The 17,866-nt window shown below is 63.5% G+C and carries 16 protein-coding genes; 2 read left to right on the top strand and 14 right to left on the bottom strand.

What is annotated here, in order from left to right:
* Window positions 1–194: 194 nt before the first annotated feature.
* Complete coding sequence (gene fnr / locus BZG29_RS01190) at window positions 195–953, top strand: fumarate/nitrate reduction transcriptional regulator Fnr (protein ID WP_077398315.1); 759 nt, start codon at window positions 195–197, stop codon at window positions 951–953.
* Window positions 954–956: 3 nt separating this feature from the next.
* Here the strand turns inward: fnr and BZG29_RS01185 are convergent, their stop codons facing one another.
* The 14 genes from BZG29_RS01185 to BZG29_RS01120 all read right to left on the bottom strand — a co-directional run bounded on the left by BZG29_RS01185 (window position 957) and on the right by BZG29_RS01120 (window position 16,959).
* Window positions 957–1,481, bottom strand: a complete 525-nt coding sequence (locus BZG29_RS01185) for a FixH family protein (RefSeq protein ID WP_077398314.1) — start codon at window positions 1,479–1,481, stop codon at window positions 957–959.
* A gap of 146 nt (window positions 1,482–1,627) precedes the next feature.
* Window positions 1,628–3,010: a cytochrome c oxidase accessory protein CcoG gene (gene ccoG / locus BZG29_RS01180; protein WP_077398313.1), complete on the bottom strand. Its 1,383-nt coding sequence runs from the start codon at window positions 3,008–3,010 to the stop codon at window positions 1,628–1,630.
* A 2-nt stretch (window positions 3,011–3,012) separates the two neighbouring features.
* Entirely contained in the window at window positions 3,013–3,933 is a 921-nt protein-coding gene (gene ccoP / locus BZG29_RS01175) for a cytochrome-c oxidase, cbb3-type subunit III (RefSeq protein WP_077398312.1), read from the bottom strand.
* The gene (locus BZG29_RS01170; RefSeq protein ID WP_034752515.1) at window positions 3,926–4,129 is read right to left on the bottom strand and encodes a cbb3-type cytochrome c oxidase subunit 3; all 204 of its coding nucleotides are present in this window, start codon (window positions 4,127–4,129) and stop codon (window positions 3,926–3,928) included. Before BZG29_RS01170 ends, ccoP begins: the two co-directional genes overlap by 8 nt.
* Before the next feature lies 1 nt (window position 4,130).
* Window positions 4,131–4,745: a cytochrome-c oxidase, cbb3-type subunit II gene (ccoO, locus tag BZG29_RS01165; protein WP_070278467.1), complete on the bottom strand. Its 615-nt coding sequence runs from the start codon at window positions 4,743–4,745 to the stop codon at window positions 4,131–4,133.
* Window positions 4,746–4,760: 15 nt separating this feature from the next.
* Window positions 4,761–6,188 carry a cytochrome-c oxidase, cbb3-type subunit I gene (ccoN, locus tag BZG29_RS01160; RefSeq protein WP_046681775.1) on the bottom strand — a complete coding sequence of 476 codons (1,428 nt, stop codon included), beginning with the start codon at window positions 6,186–6,188 and terminating at the stop codon, window positions 4,761–4,763.
* Between the two features lie 238 nt (window positions 6,189–6,426).
* The gene (gene ccoS, locus BZG29_RS01155) at window positions 6,427–6,606 is read right to left on the bottom strand and encodes a cbb3-type cytochrome oxidase assembly protein CcoS (protein WP_077398311.1); all 180 of its coding nucleotides are present in this window, start codon (window positions 6,604–6,606) and stop codon (window positions 6,427–6,429) included.
* 2 nt (window positions 6,607–6,608) lie between these two features.
* Window positions 6,609–9,050: a heavy metal translocating P-type ATPase gene (locus BZG29_RS01150; RefSeq protein ID WP_077398310.1), complete on the bottom strand. Its 2,442-nt coding sequence runs from the start codon at window positions 9,048–9,050 to the stop codon at window positions 6,609–6,611.
* 22 nt (window positions 9,051–9,072) lie between these two features.
* A complete protein-coding gene (locus BZG29_RS01145) occupies window positions 9,073–9,843 on the bottom strand; it encodes a sulfite exporter TauE/SafE family protein (RefSeq protein WP_077398309.1) in 771 nt (256 codons plus the stop codon).
* A gap of 9 nt (window positions 9,844–9,852) precedes the next feature.
* On the bottom strand, window positions 9,853–11,301 hold the full coding sequence (gene hemN / locus BZG29_RS01140) for an oxygen-independent coproporphyrinogen III oxidase (RefSeq protein WP_077398308.1): 1,449 nt from the start codon (window positions 11,299–11,301) through the stop codon (window positions 9,853–9,855).
* Between the two features lie 25 nt (window positions 11,302–11,326).
* Window positions 11,327–12,985 carry a PAS domain-containing methyl-accepting chemotaxis protein gene (locus BZG29_RS01135; protein WP_077398307.1) on the bottom strand — a complete coding sequence of 553 codons (1,659 nt, stop codon included), beginning with the start codon at window positions 12,983–12,985 and terminating at the stop codon, window positions 11,327–11,329.
* A 356-nt stretch (window positions 12,986–13,341) separates the two neighbouring features.
* Complete coding sequence (locus tag BZG29_RS01130; protein WP_253192746.1) at window positions 13,342–15,453, bottom strand: EAL domain-containing protein; 2,112 nt, start codon at window positions 15,451–15,453, stop codon at window positions 13,342–13,344.
* A 42-nt stretch (window positions 15,454–15,495) separates the two neighbouring features.
* The gene (yiaA, locus tag BZG29_RS01125) at window positions 15,496–15,927 is read right to left on the bottom strand and encodes an inner membrane protein YiaA (RefSeq protein WP_077398306.1); all 432 of its coding nucleotides are present in this window, start codon (window positions 15,925–15,927) and stop codon (window positions 15,496–15,498) included.
* Window positions 15,928–16,011: 84 nt separating this feature from the next.
* Window positions 16,012–16,959 carry a DUF808 domain-containing protein gene (locus BZG29_RS01120; protein WP_077398305.1) on the bottom strand — a complete coding sequence of 316 codons (948 nt, stop codon included), beginning with the start codon at window positions 16,957–16,959 and terminating at the stop codon, window positions 16,012–16,014.
* 180 nt (window positions 16,960–17,139) lie between these two features.
* Here BZG29_RS01120 and BZG29_RS01115 point away from each other — a divergent pair, with 180 nt between their 5' ends.
* Window positions 17,140–17,781, top strand: coding sequence for a LysE family transporter (locus BZG29_RS01115; RefSeq protein ID WP_077398304.1), 642 nt, complete (start codon window positions 17,140–17,142; stop codon window positions 17,779–17,781).
* Window positions 17,782–17,866: the final 85 nt, after the last annotated feature.

Here is a 17,866-nt window from a genome sequence, read left to right as displayed (position 1 = left end):
TCAGGAATTTTCCTATCAATGCCCCAGCTTGGCAAGCGCCACCGCGCAAATTGCCCGCCCCGCATGGGCTTTTGACGATGTTGCCATATAATTAAAGGCTGGACGTCGTTTATTCGCCGAAATTGCGGTGAAATTGGCACACGGCAACCCTGTATGCAGTAAACTTGTTGTTGCATTTTCTAAAAGGTACCGACATGACTGAAGCGCTCCTCACTCCAACCTTGCCCACCGTGAACGTGGAGGCGTTGCGTGCGCGATGCTCGACCTGCAGCATGCATCAATTGTGCCTGCCGATGGGCCTCGATGTGGGCGATATGGACAGGCTGGACCAGATCATTGGCCGCCGCCGCAAGATCGTGCGCGGCGCTTCGCTGTTCCGCATCGGCGACTCGTTCCAGAACCTGTATGCGATCCGCCTGGGGCATTTCAAGACGTACCAGATCAATCCGGGCGGCGAAGAGCAGGTGACGGGCTTCCAGATGGCGGGCGAACTGCTGGGCATGGACGCCATCAGCGCCGACCGCCACCACTGTAATGCGGTGGCGCTGGAAGACAGCGAAGTGTGTGAAATCCCCTTTTCCAGCCTGGAACAATTGCTGGGCAATATGCCGACCCTGCTGCGCCACTTCCACCGCATGATGAGCCAGGAAATCACGCGCGAGCAAAGCGTTATGTTGCTTTTGGGTAACATGCAGGCGACGCAGCGCTTCGCCGCTTTCATCGTCAACCTGGCCTCGCGCTATGAAGCGCGCGGCTATTCGAGCAGCAAATTCCAGCTGCGCATGTCGCGCGAGGAAATCGGCAACTACCTGGGCCTGACCATCGAGAGCGTCAGCCGCTTATTGTCGAAATTCAAGAAGGAAGGCTGGCTGCGCGTGTCGAACCGCGAGATCGAGATCCTGCAGCCGGCCAAGTTGAAAGCGATTACGGCCGGCACGGACATCTGCAAGTAAGACTTACAGTTCCTCGTCGGCATGCAGCGCGATGCTGCGCTGCAACGGCCAGGTCCAGATGCCGGACAGGCGCCACTCGCGCTTGTCGTTTTCCACCAGCACTTGCCAGCGGCTGCGCTCGAGCATCGGCAACGCGACGGAAAAATTGCCGGCCGCATCGGGTTGCACCAGCAGCTTGATATCCTTTTCCGGCAACGTCGCATGCGCCAGGTGCAGCAGCAAAGGCGCCTGATACGCCTTGCCGAAGCTGTGCACGGAACCGCTCAGGCGCGCTGCCGCTACGTCGTACGACAGGCTCGTATCCATCGCCAGATCGCTGGCGATCGTGTCGCGCTTCAAATCCTGGTTGATCGCCTTGCCCTGCTTGTAATAATCGCCCACCACCAGCGCATCGGGCTGGGTAAATGCGATATAGCCCATGAAGCTGCCGACGACCACGGACAGGCCGGGGCCGATCATCAGCAGCCATGGCCAGCGATGCTTGTACCACGGTGCAACGGGTGCTTGCAGTTTCAGACTGTCGGACATTTTGTTCTCCTTGGGGTCGGACCCTGTGGGTCTGACCCCAGCTTTTGCTTCCGGGTTGAAAATCAAGTGACCCTAACGCATGATTGATGATACCCCTACGGCGAAATACCGGGGTCGGACCCAGAGGGTCCAACCCCAAATCAACATCACCGCGGCACGATGAATACCGCGCTTTCACGCACATGCAGCGACGGGTCGTCCAGCGATTGCAATTCGATCGCAATCTTGTTCGAGCCCTTCTCTCCCACGCCGTGCGGCACGCGCAGGCGAATCGGCCAACCCAGCGTTTCCGTTGGCTGCAAGGTCACTTCTTCGCGCGTCAGCAAGGTCAGGCCCGGCAAGCCGGAAGCGCTGATTTTGAAATGCTGGCTTTGCTCCGAGGTGTTCATGATCTGCAGGCGGTAGACGTTTTCGATCATGCCGTCTTCCACTTCGCGTCCCATGGAACCGCGGTCGCGGATCACGTCCATTTTCAGGGGCGTGCGCAACGCCAGCGAAGTACATACGGCGATGATGATCAGGGCCAGGATGGAAGTGTAGATCAAGACGCGCGGGCGCATGGCGCGCTGGCGTATCTGCTTCGAATTGAAGTTGTTTTCCATCGCATGGTCGGTACTGTAGCGTACCAGTCCCCGTGGCCGCTCGACCTTGTCCATCACGCTGTTGCAGGCATCGACGCAGGCGGCGCAGCCGATGCATTCATACTGCAGGCCGTTGCGGATATCGATGCCGGTCGGACACACCTGCACGCACAGGGTGCAGTCGATGCAATCGCCCAGCTTGTCGTTGTTGCCGGCCTTCTTGCTCATGGCGCCGCGTGGTTCGCCGCGCTTGGCATCGTAGGTGATGATCAGGGTGTCCTGGTCGAACATGGCGCTCTGGAAGCGCGCGTAGGGGCACATGTATTTGCACACCTGCTCGCGCAGCCAGCCCGCGTTGCCGTAGGTTGCCAGGCTGTAGAACAAGACCCAGAACCATTCCCAGGGACCGAAATTCAAGGTGGTCACCGCGTGCGCCAGTTCCTTGATCGGCGTGAAGTAGCCGACAAAGGTAAAGCCCGTCCACAGGGCGATGGCGCCCCATACCAGGTGCTTGGCCGTCTTCTTGAACGCCTTGCGCACGGAGGGGCCCTGCTTGTCGAGGGCCATGCGCGCGCTGCGCGTGCCCTCGATGCGGCGTTCGACCCACAGGAAAATTTCCGTGTATACCGTTTGCGGGCAAGAGAACCCGCACCACACCCGCCCGGCAATGGCCGTGACGAGGAACAACAAATACGCACAGATGATCAGCAGGGCCGCCAGATAGATGAAATCCTGGGGCCACAGCACGACGCCGAAAATGTAGAACTTGCGCGTGGTCAAATCGAACAGCAGGGCTTGCCTGCCATTCCAGGTCAACCACGGCAAGCCGTAGAACGCCAGCTGGGTAAGCCATACGCATACCCATCGCCAGGTAGCGTAGCGTCCTTTGGCCTCGCGAGGGTAGATTTGCTCGCGGGCCGCATACATCTTGATGACTTGAGGTTCCATTTTTACTTTGCGGGTGCCTGCGGATTCGACAGGCTCCAGACATACGCCGACAGCACGTGTACCTTGGATTCGCCGAGGAAATCGCTGAAGGCCGGCATGGTGTTGCTGCGTCCCTTGCGCACGGTTTCCATGATGGTATCGGCGCTGCCGCCGTACAGCCAGGTCTTGTCCGTCAGGTTCGGCGCGCCGAGCATCTGGTTACCCTTGGCATCGGCGCCATGACAGGCCATGCAGGCGCCGAACTTGGCCTTGCCCAGCACGGACTTGACGGGATCCGAGGTGGAACCGGACAGGCTCAGCACGTAATGGGCCACGTTCTCGACATCCTTTTCGGAACCGAGCGCGGCGCCCATCGGCGGCATTTGCCCATTGCGGCCGTGCAGGATGGTGGTCTTGATGATGTCGGGTTCGCCGCCATACAGCCAGTCCTTGTCCGTCAGGTTGGGGAAGCCCTTGTTGCCGCGCGCGTCAGAACCGTGGCATTGCGCGCAGTAGGTCAGGAACAGGCGCTGGCCGATGGCTTGCGCCTGCGGATCGGCGGCCACCGTCTTCAAGTCCTGGCTCAGGTACTTGTTGAACAGGGGACCGTAGTCGGCTTCCGCCTTCTTCAGCTCTTCCTCGTACTGGCCCGTGGATTTCCAGCCCAGGCTGCCGGCATAGTTGCCCAGGCCCGGATACAGGAACAGGTACGCCAGCGCGAAGACGATGGTGATGTAGAACAACCACATCCACCAGCGCGGCATCGGCGTATTGAGTTCCTTCAAGTCCTCGTCCCACACGTGGCCCGTGGTGCCGTCGGCAGGCGCGCCGGCGGCCACTTTTACTTTCGACTGCGAGTACAGCAGCACGCCGCAGCCGATGATGCCCAGCAGGGACAGCACGATGACGTAGATATTCCAGAAGCCATTGGTAAAGTCAGCCATGGTTATGCTCCTTCGCCAGGTTCATCTCGGCCTCGGCCGGATAGTCGAGCGCGTCGTCGGCGAACGGCAGGCGCGCCGCCGCGTCGAAGTCGCTGTTGCTGCGGCTGAACGTCCACCACAGGATGCCCACGAACGTCGTAAAGGAAACCACCGTCATGACGCTGCTGGCGCTGTCAAACAGGTTTTCGATTGCCATGCTAATTCCTTGTTTTGATTAATGTACCGAGGCCTTGCAGATAGGCGACCAGGGCGTCTTCTTCCGTCTTGTCCTGCAGCTGCGCGGGGCCGGCGGCGATCTCTTCATCGCTGTACGGCTGGCCCAGGCGTTTCAGGGCGCGCATCTTCGGCATGATGTCGTCAGGCACCAGCTTGGTCTTCGCCAGCCAGGGGTAGGACGGCATGTTCGACTCGGGCACCACGTCGCGCGGGTTGTTCAAGTGCGTGCGGTGCCATTCGTCGCTGTAGCGGGCGCCCACGCGGGCCAGGTCCGGCCCCGTGCGCTTGGAACCCCACTGGAACGGACGGTCGTAGACGAACTCGCCGGCGACCGAATAGTGGCCATAGCGTTCCGTTTCCGCGCGCAGCGGACGCACCATCTGCGAGTGGCAGTTGTAGCAGCCTTCGCGCACGTAGATGTCGCGGCCGGCCAGGCGCAGCGGCGAGTACGGCTTCAGGCCGGCGACCGGCTCCGTCGTGCTCTTCTGGAAGAACAGGGGAACGATCTCGACGGCGCCGCCGATGCTGATCACCACCGTGACCAGGGCGATCAGCAGCCAGGGGTTTCTCTCAATCCATGCATGTGAAAATTTCATTTGCTTATGCTCCTATCAGGCGTGCGCCGCGTTCAGTTCCGGAATGCGGGCGACGGGGAGTTTGCTGCCGCGCAAGGTCATCCAGGTGTTGTAGCCCATGATGCACATACCCGACAGGTACAGCAGGCCACCGGCCACGCGCACCACGTAGTACGGATACGTTGCTTTCACGCTCTCGACAAAGGTGTAGGTCAGGGTGCCGTCCGGATTGACCGCGCGCCACATCAGGCCCTGCATCACGCCGGCGATCCACATTGCCGCGATGTACAGCACGATGCCGATGGTGGCCACCCAGAAGTGCACGTCGACCAGGCGCGTGCTGTGCATCTGCGTGCGGCCCGCCAGGCGCGGCAGCAGGTAGTAGATCGAACCCATGGTGATGAAGCCCACCCAGCCCAGGGCGCCCGCATGCACGTGGGCAACGGTCCAGTCGGTGTAGTGCGACAGCGAGTTGATGGTCTTGATCGACATCATCGGACCTTCGAAGGTGGCGATGCCGTAGAACGACAGCGAAACGATCATGAATTTCAGGATCGGGTCGGTGCGCAGCTTGTGCCAGGCGCCCGACAGGGTCATGATGCCGTTGATCATGCCGCCCCAGCTTGGTGCCAGCAGGACCAGCGAGAAGACCATGCCGATCGATTGCGTCCAGTCAGGCAATGCCGTGTAGTGCAGGTGATGCGGACCCGCCCACATGTAGGTGAAGATCAGCGCCCAGAAGTGGACGATCGACAGACGGTACGAGTACACGGGGCGCTCGGCCTGTTTCGGGATGAAGTAGTAGACCATGCCCAGGTAGCCGGCGGTCAGGATGAAACCCACCGCGTTATGGCCGTACCACCACTGGATCATGGCGTCCTGCACGCCCGCATACGCGGAATACGACTTGGTGAACGAGGCCGGCATGACGGCGCCATTGACCACGTGCAAGATCGTCACGGCCAGGATGTAGGCGCCGAAGAACCAGTTGGCCACGTAGATGTGCTTGACCTTGCGCTTGATCAAGGTGCCGAAGAAAACGATGGCGTAGGCGATCCAGACGACGGCGATGAGGATGGCGATAGGCCATTCCAGCTCGGCGTATTCCTTGCCGCGGGTCAGGCCCATGGGCAGGCTGACGACCGCGCACAGGATCACGGCTTGCCAGCCCCAGAACGTGAAGGCAGCCAGCTTGTCGGAAAACAGGCGCACCTGGCAGGTGCGTTGCACGACGTAGTACGAGGTGGCGAACAGGCCGCAGATGCCGAAGGCGAAAATCACCGCATTCGTGTGCAGCGGACGCAGGCGTCCGTATGTCAGCCATGGTATGTCGAGGTTCAGGGCAGGCCAGGCCAGCTGAGCGGCGATGATAACGCCTACCAGCATGCCGATGATGCCCCATACCACAGTAGCGACCGCGAATTGCTTCACGATCTTGTAGTTATAGTTCAGCGATTGATCCACAAAGACTCTCCCTGGAATTACTATTTATGATGGTGGCCAGAGAGTAAGTGTTTGACCGCGAAAAAACTTTGATGTGGATCAAAATTCCCCGGATGAAATAAGCGTAGCGAACTGGCATCGAAATAAAGTGATATTCCCGTCAAAAAAGCCATGCAAGATCCCTGCAATCAGGGCTTGACCTGTGTCAAAAGGCGTATTTCAACGATGGCCAGGCGCCAGCGCGCCGGAGGGGGAAACGTCAGGCGTGCGGTTCGCCGGGCGCCGGCGGCTTGACTGTCGTATCGTCGTCCTGCAGCACGCGCAGGCCCGGTCCGACGAGGTCGTCGAACTGGCCGCTGTCCGAGGCCGTGAAATACACCCACAGCGCGATGAAGACGACCACGACGCTCAAGGGGATGAGGAGATACAGTGCTTCCATGTTCAGGCTTTCCGCAGGCGCAGGGCGTTGGCGATGACGACCGCCGAGCTGGCAGCCATGCCGACGCCGGACAGCCAGGGGTTTAAAAAGCCCAGCGCGGCGGCCGGGATGGCCGTCAGATTGTACAAGGTGGCCCAGCCCAGGTTTTCGCGGATGATGCGCATGCTGCGCGCGGCCGTCTTGGCCGTGTCGAGCACGGAGACCAATTGGCTCGACAGCAGCACCGTGTCCGCATGGGCTTGCGCCAGCGCGGCGCCGGAACCCATGGCGAAGGAGACGTCGGCGCCGCTCAGCACGGCGGCGTCGTTGATGCCGTCGCCGACCATCGCCACGACGGCGCCCGTCGCCTGCAATTGCTGCACGAAGTCGAGCTTTTCATCGGGCAGGCACTCGCCGCAGGCCGTGGCGATGCCCAGCTCGGCCGCCACGCTTTGCGTCAGCGCTTCCTGGTCGCCGCTGAGCAGCACGACCTGCTTGCCGCGCCGGTGGAAATACGCGACGACGTCGCGCGCTTCCGGGCGCAGCGCGTCGCTGAGCAGGAAACGCGTCAGCCACCGGCCCTGCGTGCCCAGGTACAGCGGCGTCATGCCCTGCATGCCGACGGCCGTGTCGCCCAGCGGCGGGCCGGCGATGGCGGCGACAAAAGCCGCATTGCCCAGACGGTAGCGCACGCCGTCGACCACGCCTTCGAGGCCCTGGCCCTGCACTTCCTGCAGGTGTTCCGCATGCGCGCACGGCTGCTGTCCTGGCAATCCTTCGGCGGCGTCAAGGATGGCTTGTGCCAGCGGATGGGCGCTGCCCGCTTCCAGCGCGGCGGCCACCTGCAGGCAATCGTCTTCCGCCATGCTGTCCAGGCCCTCGATCTGCCGCAGCACGGGCCGGCCCAGGGTCAATGTCCCCGTCTTGTCGAAGACGATGTGGGTGGCGCGGTGCAGGGTTTCCAGCACGTGCGGCTGGACGATCAGCACGCCGCGCCGCAGCAGGCTGTCGGTGGCGGCCGCCAGCGCCGTCGGCGTGGCGAGAGACAGCGCGCACGGGCAGGACACGACCAGCACGGCAATCGCCACGGGCCACGCCTGCGCCGCATCGTGCCAGCTCCAGAAGGCGAACACGGCGACGGCAAACAGCAGCAGGCCCAGCACGAACCAGGCGGCGACCTTGTCGGCCCATTGGGCGATCTGCGGCTTGCCGCTGCCGGCCCGCTCGATCAGTTTCAGCAGGTCGGACAGGGTACTTTCGCGCGCCGGCTTGAGCACGCGCAAGATGAGCGCCGCGCTGGCGTTGATGGCCCCGCCCGGTACCCGCTCGCCCATCTTCCTGCGCTGCGCCGCGCTTTCGCCCGTCAGCAGCGATAAATCGAGCGCGCTCGTGCCCTCGATGATGACGCTGTCGGCGGCGATCGCCTCGCCCGGTTTCACCAAGATGATGTCGCCGACGGCCAGGCTGCCGGCCGGCACCAGGGTGGTGGCGCGGTTGTCCGGGAAGCCCGCCATCAGCGAGGCGGACGCGGGCAAGGCGTGCTGCAGCCGTTCCAGCGCCGAGGCGGCCTTGCGGCGCGCCTGCAGCTCGAAATAGCGGCTGCACAGCAGCAGGAAGATGAACATCGTGGCCGAGTCGTAATACACCTCGCCGCGTCCCGTAAAGGTCGCCACCACGCTGCCGAAGAAGGCGGCCAGGATGCCCAGCGCCACGGGCACGTCCATGCCCAGGGTGCGCGCGCGCAGGCTGGCCCAGGCGCCCTGGAAAAACGGCATGGCCGAATAGCAGATGGCCGGCAAGGTCAGCAGCAAACTGGCCCAGCGCATCAGGCTGGCCATATTCTCGTCCAGCGTGCCATCCTCGGCCGCCAGGTAGGACGGCGCCACGTACATCATCACCTGCATCATCGACAGGCCGGCCACGAACAGCTGGCGGCCCAGGGTCTTGCTGGCCTTTTGCAGCCGCTCGCCATGGCGCACGGCGTCGTACGGATAGGCCGTGTAGCCGACTTGCCGCACGGCTTGCAGGATGTCGCCCGGCTCGCATTCGGCGCGGCTCCAGCGCACGTACAGGCGCTCCGTGGCGACGTTCAGGCTGGCCGCCTGCACGCCGGGCAGGCGCGTCAGTTGACGCTCGATCAGCCAGACGCAGGCGGCGCAGCGGATGCCCTCGACGGAGAGCGTCGCTTCGCAGCTGCTGGCGTCGCGCGCGAATTGCGCGTCGTCATTGCTGTACAAACGCAGTTCGGGCGGCACCATGGCGGCGCCGGCCGCGTTGACGGCGTACTCGTCGCGGTCGCGGTAATACGCGCTCTGGCCGATGTCGACGATGGTTTGCGCCACCGCTTCGCAGCCGGGGCAGCACATGGCGCGCGGCACGTCGTCGATGGTGACGTTCCAGTTGGAACCGCCGGGGACGGGCAAGCCGCAATGGAAGCAGGCGGAGGGTTGTAAAACAGCATTCATAGGTTTGTTTTCATGCGTCTTTTCATGGATGGCCCGTGACGCACAGGGCGTCGAGCCAGCCCAGCGACACGCCGTTGGCGGCGCGCAGCAGGCCCAGCAAGCCAAAGCCCAGCACCAGCACGCCGCTGGCGATGCGCACGGGGCGGCGCTGCATCTGCGTGCGCAGCCGCGTGCCCAGCAAGCCCATGCCCAGCAGGGTGGGCAGGGTGCCCAGGCCGAAGGCGCCCATGGCGGCCGCGCCGCTCAGGGCCGAACCTTGCATCATGGCCGTCAGCAGCGCGCTGTAGACCATGCCGCACGGCACCCAGCCCCACAGGCCGCCCACGGCCAGCGCTTTCAGCGGGGTATCCATCGGCATCAGCGGTTTCAGCAGGGGCCGCACGCGGCGCCAGACGACGTTGCCGGCCGCTTCCAGGTGGGCCAGGCCGCGCCAGGCGTCCATCAGGTACAGGCCCAAAGCCACCAGCATCAGATTGGCCAGCCAGTAGCCGGCCACTTGCAAGGAGGCGAGGTGCAGCATGCCCGCGCCCGCCAGGCTGCCGGCCAGTGCGCCGGCCAGCATGTAGCTGGCTATGCGCCCGCCGTTGTAGGCCAGCACGCGCAGGACGTTCGTCTGCAAGGTTGTCTGCAATGCGGGGCGCGCCACGGCGATGGCGATTACGGGGCGGGCTGGCGCCGCCGGTGCGCCGCCGCTGATCGACAGGGCGCCGACGATGCCGCCGCACATGCCGATGCAGTGCACGCTGCCGGCCAGGCCGACCATGAACAGCGGCAGGAGGCTGAGGGCGTTCATCGGGCGGCGTTACACCGTTTTCGAGTAGCGCAGCGGCTGCACCGCGTCCGGCGCCGTGTTGGCGCGCGCCAGGGTCAGGTAACGGTCGAAGACCATGCAGATATTGCGGATCAGCAAGCGCCCTTTCGGCGTCACCGTCAGCCAGTCTTCCTCGATGACGAGCAAGCCGTCGCGCGCCAGTTCGCGCAGCTTTTCCAGCTCGGCGGCGAAATAGCTGCGGAACTTGACGGGGTGCGCTTGCTCGATGGTGGCGATCGACAATTCGAAGTTGCACATCAGCATCTGGATGATGATACGGCGCAATAAATCGTCCGTATCGAGCTTGATGCCGCGCGCGATCGGCAGCACGCCTTCGTCGAGCTTTTCATAGTATGCGTCGAGCGTCTTTTCATTCTGGCTGTAGACGGCGCCGACGGAACTGATGGCCGACACGCCGCAGGCGATCAGGTCCGCTTCCGCGCGCGTCGAATAGCCCTGGAAGTTGCGGTGCAAACGGCCCTGGCGCTGCGCCACGGCCAGATCGTCCGTCGGCTTGGCGAAATGGTCCATGCCGATGTAGACATAGCCGGCGGCCGTCAGGCGCGCGATGCACAGGCCCAGCATGGCCAGCTTGGTGGCGCTGTCGGGCATGTCGGCGTCGAGGATGCGGCGCTGCGGCTTGAACAGGTGCGGCATGTGCGCGTAGTGATACAGGGCGATGCGGTCGGGGCTGGCGGAAATGACCTTGCGCAAGGTTTCCGTCATGGTGTCCAGGCTTTGCTTGGGCAAGCCGTAGATCAGGTCGATGCTGATCGAGCGGAAGCCCGCGTCGCGCGCCGCCTGCATGATGGCCACCGTTTCCGCTTCCGGCTGGATGCGGTTGACGGCTTTTTGCACGTCCGCGTCGAAATCCTGCACGCCCAGGCTGATGCGATTAAAACCTTGCGCGCGCAGCGAAAACACGCGCTCGCGCGAGACGGTGCGCGGGTCGATTTCGATCGAATATTCGCCGTCTTCATCGGAGGCGAACTCGAAATGCTGGCGCAGGTGCGCCATCAGCTCGTCCATCTGCTTTTCGCTCAGGTAAGTCGGCGTGCCGCCGCCGAAATGCAGCTGTTCGATGTGGTTCATGCCGGCAAACAGCTTGCCCTGCATGGCGATTTCCTGCTTCAGGTAGCTGAGGTAGGTGGCGGCCTTGCTGCGGTCTTTCGTGATGATCTTGTTGCAGGCGCAGTAGTAGCACAGGGTGTCGCAGAACGGCACGTGCACGTACAGCGACAGCGGCCGGCGGCCGCCGCGCATGCGCAGCGCGGCCAGCGCTTCGAGGAAGTTGCCGTAGCCGAAGTCGGCGTTAAAACGGTCGGCGGTCGGATACGACGTGTAGCGCGGGCCGGACTGGCTCATCTTGCCGATGATGACCGGGTCGAATTCGACGACCGCGTCCAGTTCGGCGGAAGCACTGCTGAGTAGTGTAGGCATGATGTGTTTTGATGTCTTGAAAGGTTTAGGCGGCCAGGCGTTTCATGGCGGGTTTGCCGGCGTTTGCGGCACCCGATTTGCCGCCGGGCATGGCAACGCGGCGCGGTGGCGGCATCTTGCCGAAATTGAACAGGCTCACGGCTTGCGACAGGCTGGCCGCTTCCTCCGCCAGGCGCGTGGCGGCCGCGGCGGCTTCTTCCACCAGGGCCGCGTTCTGCTGCGTCACCTGATCCATGTGGGCGATGGCCTGGTTGACCTGGTCGACACCGATGCTCTGCTCGCGCGAGGCGATGGAAATTTCCTGCATGATGGCCGTCACCTGCTTGACGGAGCTGACCACCTGCTCCATGGTGGCGCCGGCGCGGTTGACCTGCAGCATGCCGGCGCCGACCTTGCCGACGGAAATTTCAATCAGTTGCTTGATGTCCTTGGCTGCCACGGACGAGCGCTGCGCCAGGTTGCGCACTTCGCCCGCCACGACGGCGAAGCCGCGCCCCTGTTCGCCGGCGCGGGCCGCCTCCACGGCCGCGTTCAAGGCCAGGATGTTGGTCTGGAAGGCGATGCCTTCGATCAAGCCGATGATGTCGACGATTTTCTTCGACGAGGTGTTGATCTCGTCCATGGTGGTGATCACTTCGGAAACGATCTCGCCGCCCTGCACCGCCACTTTCGAGGCGGCCACGGCCAGTTCATTCGCCTGCACCGAGTTGTCCGCGTTCTGTTTCACGGTCGACGAGAATTCCTCGATGCTCGAGGCCGTCTCTTCCAGGCTGGCCGCCTGCGATTCCGTGCGGCCCGACAAGTCCATATTGCCGACGGCGATTTGCTTGGTGGCCACGGCCATGGTTTCCACGTTGATGCGCACGTCGCGGATGGTGGCGATCAGGTTGCTGTTCATCTGTTGCAGCGCGCGCAGCAGTTGTCCCACTTCATCCGTGCTCTCCGTTTCAAAACTGCCCGACAGGTCGCCCGCGGCGATCGCCCGCGCACCGTTCAGGGCCTTGCCCAGCGGCTTGAGCACGGACATGCGCAAGGTGTACCAGAGGAAAACGTTGATCAGGAAACCGAACAGGGTGGCGCCGAAGATGGCGTAATTGGTGATCTGGCCGCCGCTGGCGAACAGGCTGATGACGCACACCAGCAGTTGCAGGCAGTTGACGATGGAGGTGGCGGCCCAGATGCGCAGGTTGAGCGACATGTGCGTCAGGCTGTGCAGCAGGTGCGCCAGGCCCGGGCGCACGATCTGCCCGTGCTTGATGACGATGTTGCCGCCTTCCTTGTTGCGGATGGCCGCGTAGGCTTCTTCGGCGGCCTTGACCTGGTCCTTGTCGGCCTTCACGCGCACGGACATGTAGCCGATGGTCTTGCCCGCTTCGCGGATGGGGGTGACGTTGGCGCGCACCCAGTAGAAATCGCCGTTCTTGCAGCGGTTCTTGACCAGGCCCGTCCATGGCGTGCCGGCCTGGATCGAGGTCCACAGGTCGGCAAACGCTTCGGCCGGCATGTCCGGGTGGCGCACGATGTTCTGGGGCGAACCGAGCAGCTCTGCCTCGCTGAAGCCGCTGACCTGGCTGAAGTAGGGATTCACGTAGACGATATTGCCGTTCATATCCGTTTTCGACACGATGGCCTGATCGTCCAAGACGAGGACTTCACGGTTAGTCACTGGCAAATTTTGTCGCATGGTCGCGGCTTCCTGATCGGTTAAATGAGCAATTGGTGAGTAAGACTTGCACGATTGCAAGAATGGAGATCAGTGTAAGGAGTCGCCTGCGCAAATTTATTGATGTAGATCAAAATCCTCCAGATTGGTCGTGCTTGCACGCATTTAGCGATAGCAATGCGGCATTGTTTTAAAGCTACTGGTTGTCGGCGGCGCTTAGAGCCTATCCCGGTAGGGAGCGTCTTCTGCTGGCAGCGCATCAGGAGCGCGGACAAGGCGTGAGGAGGACGCGTGGCGAGCCACGCGACGACGAGCAACGCAGTCCCCGCTTCTGACGGGCGCCAGCAGGGGATGTATTCATCTACCGGGATAGGCGCTTAATCCGCGCCCGCCGTCAGCGGCCGCAGGCTGCCCACGGCGTAGCCTTGCGCATAGTCGATGCCCAGTTCGCGGATGACGGCCAGGGTGGCCGCGTCCTCCACGTATTCGGCCACCGTTTCCAGGCCCATCACGTGGCCCACTTCATTGATGGCCTTGACCATGGCGCGGTTGATGGCGTTGGTGGCGATGTCGCGCACGAAGACGCCGTCGATTTTCAAATAGTCGACGGGCAGGGCTTTCAGGTAGCCGAACGAGGAAAAGCCGCTGCCGAAGTCATCGAGCGAGAAGCGGCAGCCCAGGGCCTTGAGCTGGCGCATGAACACTTGCGCCTTGGGCAGGTTGGCGATGACGGCCGTTTCCGTGATTTCAAAGCAGATTTGCTCGGGCGCAATCGCGAATGCTACGAACTGCTCGGTGATGTAGTCGTGCAAGCCGGCATCGGCCAGCGACATGCCCGACAGGTTGACGGAATACAGGGCCGGTGCACGGCGCCGGCTTTCCGCCAGCGCGGCCAAAGGCGGCAGGCTGTCGCGCACGCTCTGGATATGCGCGCAGACGGCGCGGATGACCCAGCGGTCGATGGACAGCATCATGTCGTAGCGTTCGGCGGCGGGGATGAAGGCGCCCGGCAAGATCAGGTCGCCCTTGCTGTTGCGGATGCGGATCAGCACCTCGTCGTGGTGTTCCGGGCTGTCGTGCAGGTGCACGATGGGCATGGCGTACAGGCGGAAATAGTCGTGGGCGAACGCTTCGTTCAGGCGCGAGATCCACAGCATTTCGCCATGCCGCTGCGCCAGCATGACGTCGGACTCCTGATATATATGGATGCGGTTGCGGCCCTGCTCCTTGGCCAGGTAGCAAGCCTGGTCGGCCGCGCTCAGCAGCTCGCTCATGGACTTGCTGTCCTGGCTGATTTCCACGATGCCGATGCTCACGCCCAGCTCGAAGCTGCGTTCGTCCCAGGCGAAACGGAAATCGCGCACGGACTGGCGCAGCTGTTCGCCGATCAGGCGCGCGTGTTCGAGCGGACAGTGCGGCAGCAGCACGCCCAGTTCGTCGCCGCCCAGGCGCGCCAGGATGTCGCTGTCGCGCATCCGCCCCTGCAGCATCTTGGCCAGCTGTTGCAGCAGCATGTCGCCGACGCCGTGGCCGCAGGTGTCGTTGATGACCTTGAACTGGTCCAGGTCCAGGTACAGCAGCGCATGCGCGTGGCCATCCTGCTTGGCCGTGCGCAGGGCGCCGGCCACCAGGTGTTCGAATTCGCGCCGGTTGATCAGGCCCGTCAGGGTGTCGTGCGTGGCTTGCCACGACAGTTCCTGGCTCAGTTTGCGCTCGTGGCTGACGTCGCGGAACACGACGACGGCGCCGAGGATGTCGCCGTCGCGCGACCAGATGGGCGCGGCCGATTCCTCGACGGCGATGCGCCGCCCGTCGCGCGTGACCAGTTGCGAGCGGGGCGAAATGCCGATGGCCTGGCGCTGTTGCAGGCAGCGCATGGCCACGTGCTCGCGCGCTTCGCCCGTGCGCTCATCGGCCAGCGGCATGGTCAGGCCGATGTCCAGGCCCTGCGCCAGCTCGTTGCTCCAGCCCGTTAATTGCTCGGCCACGCGGTTCAGGTAACGCGTCTTGCCCTGCGGATCGGTGGTGATGACGCCGTCGCCGATCGATCTGAGCGTCACTTCGGCCAGTTCCTTGCGCTCGGCGATCATGAGTTCGCGCGCCATGTGCTCGGTGATATCCCAGATGATGCCCAGGGTGCGGTCGGGCCGGCCGCCGGCATCCACGAAGATGTGCGCCTTGGCCGCCAGCCAGTGCTCGCTGCCGTCGGGCCAGACGACGCGGTATTGCAGGGCGTAGCCGCCGCGCCGGCGCACGCCGTCCTGCAGCACTTCGACCACCTTGTCGCGGTCGCCGGCGTGCACGCTGTCGAGAAAGCTGCGGAATGGCTGCGTCAGGGCGCGCTCTTCCAGGCCCAGCAAGGTGGCGCCCTTGGCCGACCAGCTGACCGTGCCGTCGATGACCTGGCCAGCGACGATGCGCGAATCCCAGATCGCCATGTGCGCCGCCTCCAGCGCCATCTGCAAACGTTTCTGCTGGTCGCCCATCATCCCCTCCCGACATGGATACAGGGATAGACGCGGCGCCGGCGTTTAAGTTCCCGGCAGCTCGGCCGGCGCGGTGGCCGAGGCGCGCGCCACGTCGCGCACATTCTTTTGCACGGCCACGGCGGCAAACAGGCTGAGCAGGAACGCCATGGCATAGAAGCCCTTTTCGCTGTTCTGCAGGGCGGCGTTCCACAGGCCGACCGTCAGCAGCAGCAAGGCCAGCAGCACGGAAATCCAGCACAGGCCAAAGTAAATCCCCGTCACGGCGATGCCCTCGCTGCGGTCGCGCACGGATTTTTGCAGCGAGATGGCGGCGAACAGGCCGTACATGAGGATCGTAAAATAATAGCCCTTCTCGTTGAGAGGCATGCCGGCGTTCCACAGGCCGGACAGATAGGTGACGACGCCGATCAGCAATGCCGCCCAGGAGGCGCCGATAAAGGCGCTGCTGGGGCGTGGGGCGGGGGAAGAATGCATAGGGTCTCCATGGGCAGCGGGCGCCGCCGGCATGGCCGGGGCGGCAGGCACGGATGCGCCTGCCGCCCCATCAGACCAGAAAGTCTATTTGTTTGGCTTGATCATGCGCAACAAAGCCGACACGGCTGTAACGCCGGCCAGCACCAGGCCGCCGGCGATGAGGCCGGCCACCGCGTTGATCAGGCTGGGCGTGACGGCCGCCAGCACGGGGCCGATGCCGGCCACGCCGCCGACGGCTTCTTCCGCATGGTGCAGCATGGCGCTGGCCCATGGCCAGCCGTGCGTCAGGATGCCGCCGCCCACCATGAACATGGCCAGCGTGCCCACCACGGAGAGAAACTTCATCAGTTTCGGCGCCGCCGACACCAGCATGCGGCCAAAGCCGCGCACGCCGTCCATCAGCGCGCCCGCGCCCTTGCGCGCGGACAAATAAAAGCCCGCGTCATCGAGCTTGACGATGCCGGCCACCAGGCCATACACGCCCACCGTCATGATGAGGGCGATGCCGACGACGACGGCCACCTGCTCGGCGAAGGTGGCCGCGGCCACCGTGCCCAGGGCGATGACGATGATTTCCGCCGACAAAATGAAATCGGTGCGGATGGCGCCCTTGATCTTGTCCTTTTCCAGGGCGACGAGGTCGACTTGCGGATCGCGCAGCGCCTGCGCCAGCTCGGCCTTGTGGCTGTCGTCCGGGTGCAAATATTTATGCGCGATCTTTTCGAAACCCTCGAAGCACAGGTAGGCGCCGCCCACCATCAGCAGCGGCGTGATGGCCCACGGCGCAAACGCGCTGATGGCCAGCGCGGCGGGCACGAGGATGGCCTTGTTCTTCAGCGAACCGACGGCGACGGCCCAGACGACAGGCAGTTCGCGCTCGGCGCGCACGCCGGCCACTTGCTGCGCGTTCAGGGCCAGGTCGTCACCGAGCACGCCGGCCGTCTTCTTGGCGGCCACCTTGGTCATCAGGGAAACGTCGTCGAGGATGCTGGCGATGTCGTCGAGCAGGGCCAGCAGACTGGAGCCGGCCATCTCAGCGCGCTCCCACGGTGGTGGCAGGAAATTGTGGAGCGAGGAAAGTGTTGTTTTTCATGATGTTGTTCTTGGTTGTAGGGCAAGGAAAAGCACGACCCTGATCTTACCTCAGCGAAGGCCGGCAGGGCCGCACTGACCGGGTTAAAATTGCCTCTCATCACCATTTTTGGACACCGCATGCCCTTTGCCACCTGGATCACCTTTGTCATCGCCGCCTCCATCATCGCCGTTTCGCCCGGCTCGGGCGCCGTGCTGTCGATGTCGCACGGCCTGTCCTACGGGGTCAGAAAGGCCAGTGCCACGATTCTGGGCCTGCAGCTGGGCCTGCTGGTGGTGCTGGGCATCGCGGGCGCTGGGGTCGGTTCCCTGCTGCTCGCTTCCGAAGTGGCGTTCAATATCGTCAAGACGGTGGGCGCCTTGTACCTGATCTACCTGGGCCTGTCGCAATGGCGCGCCAAGGTGGCCGTGACGGGCGACCTGCATGCGGACGCCGTGGTGCCGTCCATGCGCCGGCGCGTGCTGACGGGTTTCCTGACGAATGTGACGAATCCGAAGGGCATCATCTTCATGGTGGCGGTGTTGCCGCAATTCATCAGCCCGACGTCTCCGCTGTTGCCGCAATTGCTGATCCTGGCCGTCACCATGTGCACGATCGACCAGATCGTCATGCACAGCTACGCCTTTTTAGCGTCCTCGATGCAGCGCTTCTTCCGCGACGCGCGCGCCGTGAAAAAACAGAACCGCTTCTTTGGCGGCTTGCTGATGGCCGTCGGCGCCGCCCTGTTCTTCGTCAAGCGCGGCGGCCAGGCGGCCTCCTGAGCCAGATCAAGATGCAAACATTTGTAAGCCCGCTTGCGATGCCCGCCCGATAGGACTGTAATCGGGGTGTTGTCTACCTTTCATC

Origin of the sequence: Janthinobacterium sp. LM6 (genome assembly GCF_002002885.1) — a bacterium.
In the GTDB taxonomy this organism is placed as follows: Bacteria; Pseudomonadota; Gammaproteobacteria; order Burkholderiales; family Burkholderiaceae_D; genus Janthinobacterium; species Janthinobacterium kumbetense.
The sequence above is the reverse complement of the archived record's forward strand: the minus strand, read 5'-3'. Positions and strand labels throughout refer to the sequence as shown.

Coding starts and splice junctions, on each gene's coding strand:
- ccoP (WP_077398312.1), bottom strand. CDS start 3,933: ATGGCTGACTTTACCAATGGCTTCTGGAATATCTACGTCATCGTGCTG.
- fnr (WP_077398315.1), top strand. CDS start 195: ATGACTGAAGCGCTCCTCACTCCAACCTTGCCCACCGTGAACGTGGAG.
- BZG29_RS01135 (WP_077398307.1), bottom strand. CDS start 12,985: ATGCGACAAAATTTGCCAGTGACTAACCGTGAAGTCCTCGTCTTGGAC.
- BZG29_RS01150 (WP_077398310.1), bottom strand. CDS start 9,050: ATGAATGCTGTTTTACAACCCTCCGCCTGCTTCCATTGCGGCTTGCCC.
- hemN (WP_077398308.1), bottom strand. CDS start 11,301: ATGCCTACACTACTCAGCAGTGCTTCCGCCGAACTGGACGCGGTCGTC.
- ccoO (WP_070278467.1), bottom strand. CDS start 4,745: ATGAAATTTTCACATGCATGGATTGAGAGAAACCCCTGGCTGCTGATC.
- BZG29_RS01120 (WP_077398305.1), bottom strand. CDS start 16,959: ATGGCCGGCTCCAGTCTGCTGGCCCTGCTCGACGACATCGCCAGCATC.
- BZG29_RS01130 (WP_253192746.1), bottom strand. CDS start 15,453: ATGATGGGCGACCAGCAGAAACGTTTGCAGATGGCGCTGGAGGCGGCG.
- BZG29_RS01115 (WP_077398304.1), top strand. CDS start 17,140: ATGCCCTTTGCCACCTGGATCACCTTTGTCATCGCCGCCTCCATCATC.
- BZG29_RS01145 (WP_077398309.1), bottom strand. CDS start 9,843: ATGAACGCCCTCAGCCTCCTGCCGCTGTTCATGGTCGGCCTGGCCGGC.
- BZG29_RS01170 (WP_034752515.1), bottom strand. CDS start 4,129: ATGGCAATCGAAAACCTGTTTGACAGCGCCAGCAGCGTCATGACGGTG.
- ccoS (WP_077398311.1), bottom strand. CDS start 6,606: ATGGAAGCACTGTATCTCCTCATCCCCTTGAGCGTCGTGGTCGTCTTC.
- yiaA (WP_077398306.1), bottom strand. CDS start 15,927: ATGCATTCTTCCCCCGCCCCACGCCCCAGCAGCGCCTTTATCGGCGCC.
- ccoG (WP_077398313.1), bottom strand. CDS start 3,010: ATGGAACCTCAAGTCATCAAGATGTATGCGGCCCGCGAGCAAATCTAC.
- BZG29_RS01185 (WP_077398314.1), bottom strand. CDS start 1,481: ATGTCCGACAGTCTGAAACTGCAAGCACCCGTTGCACCGTGGTACAAG.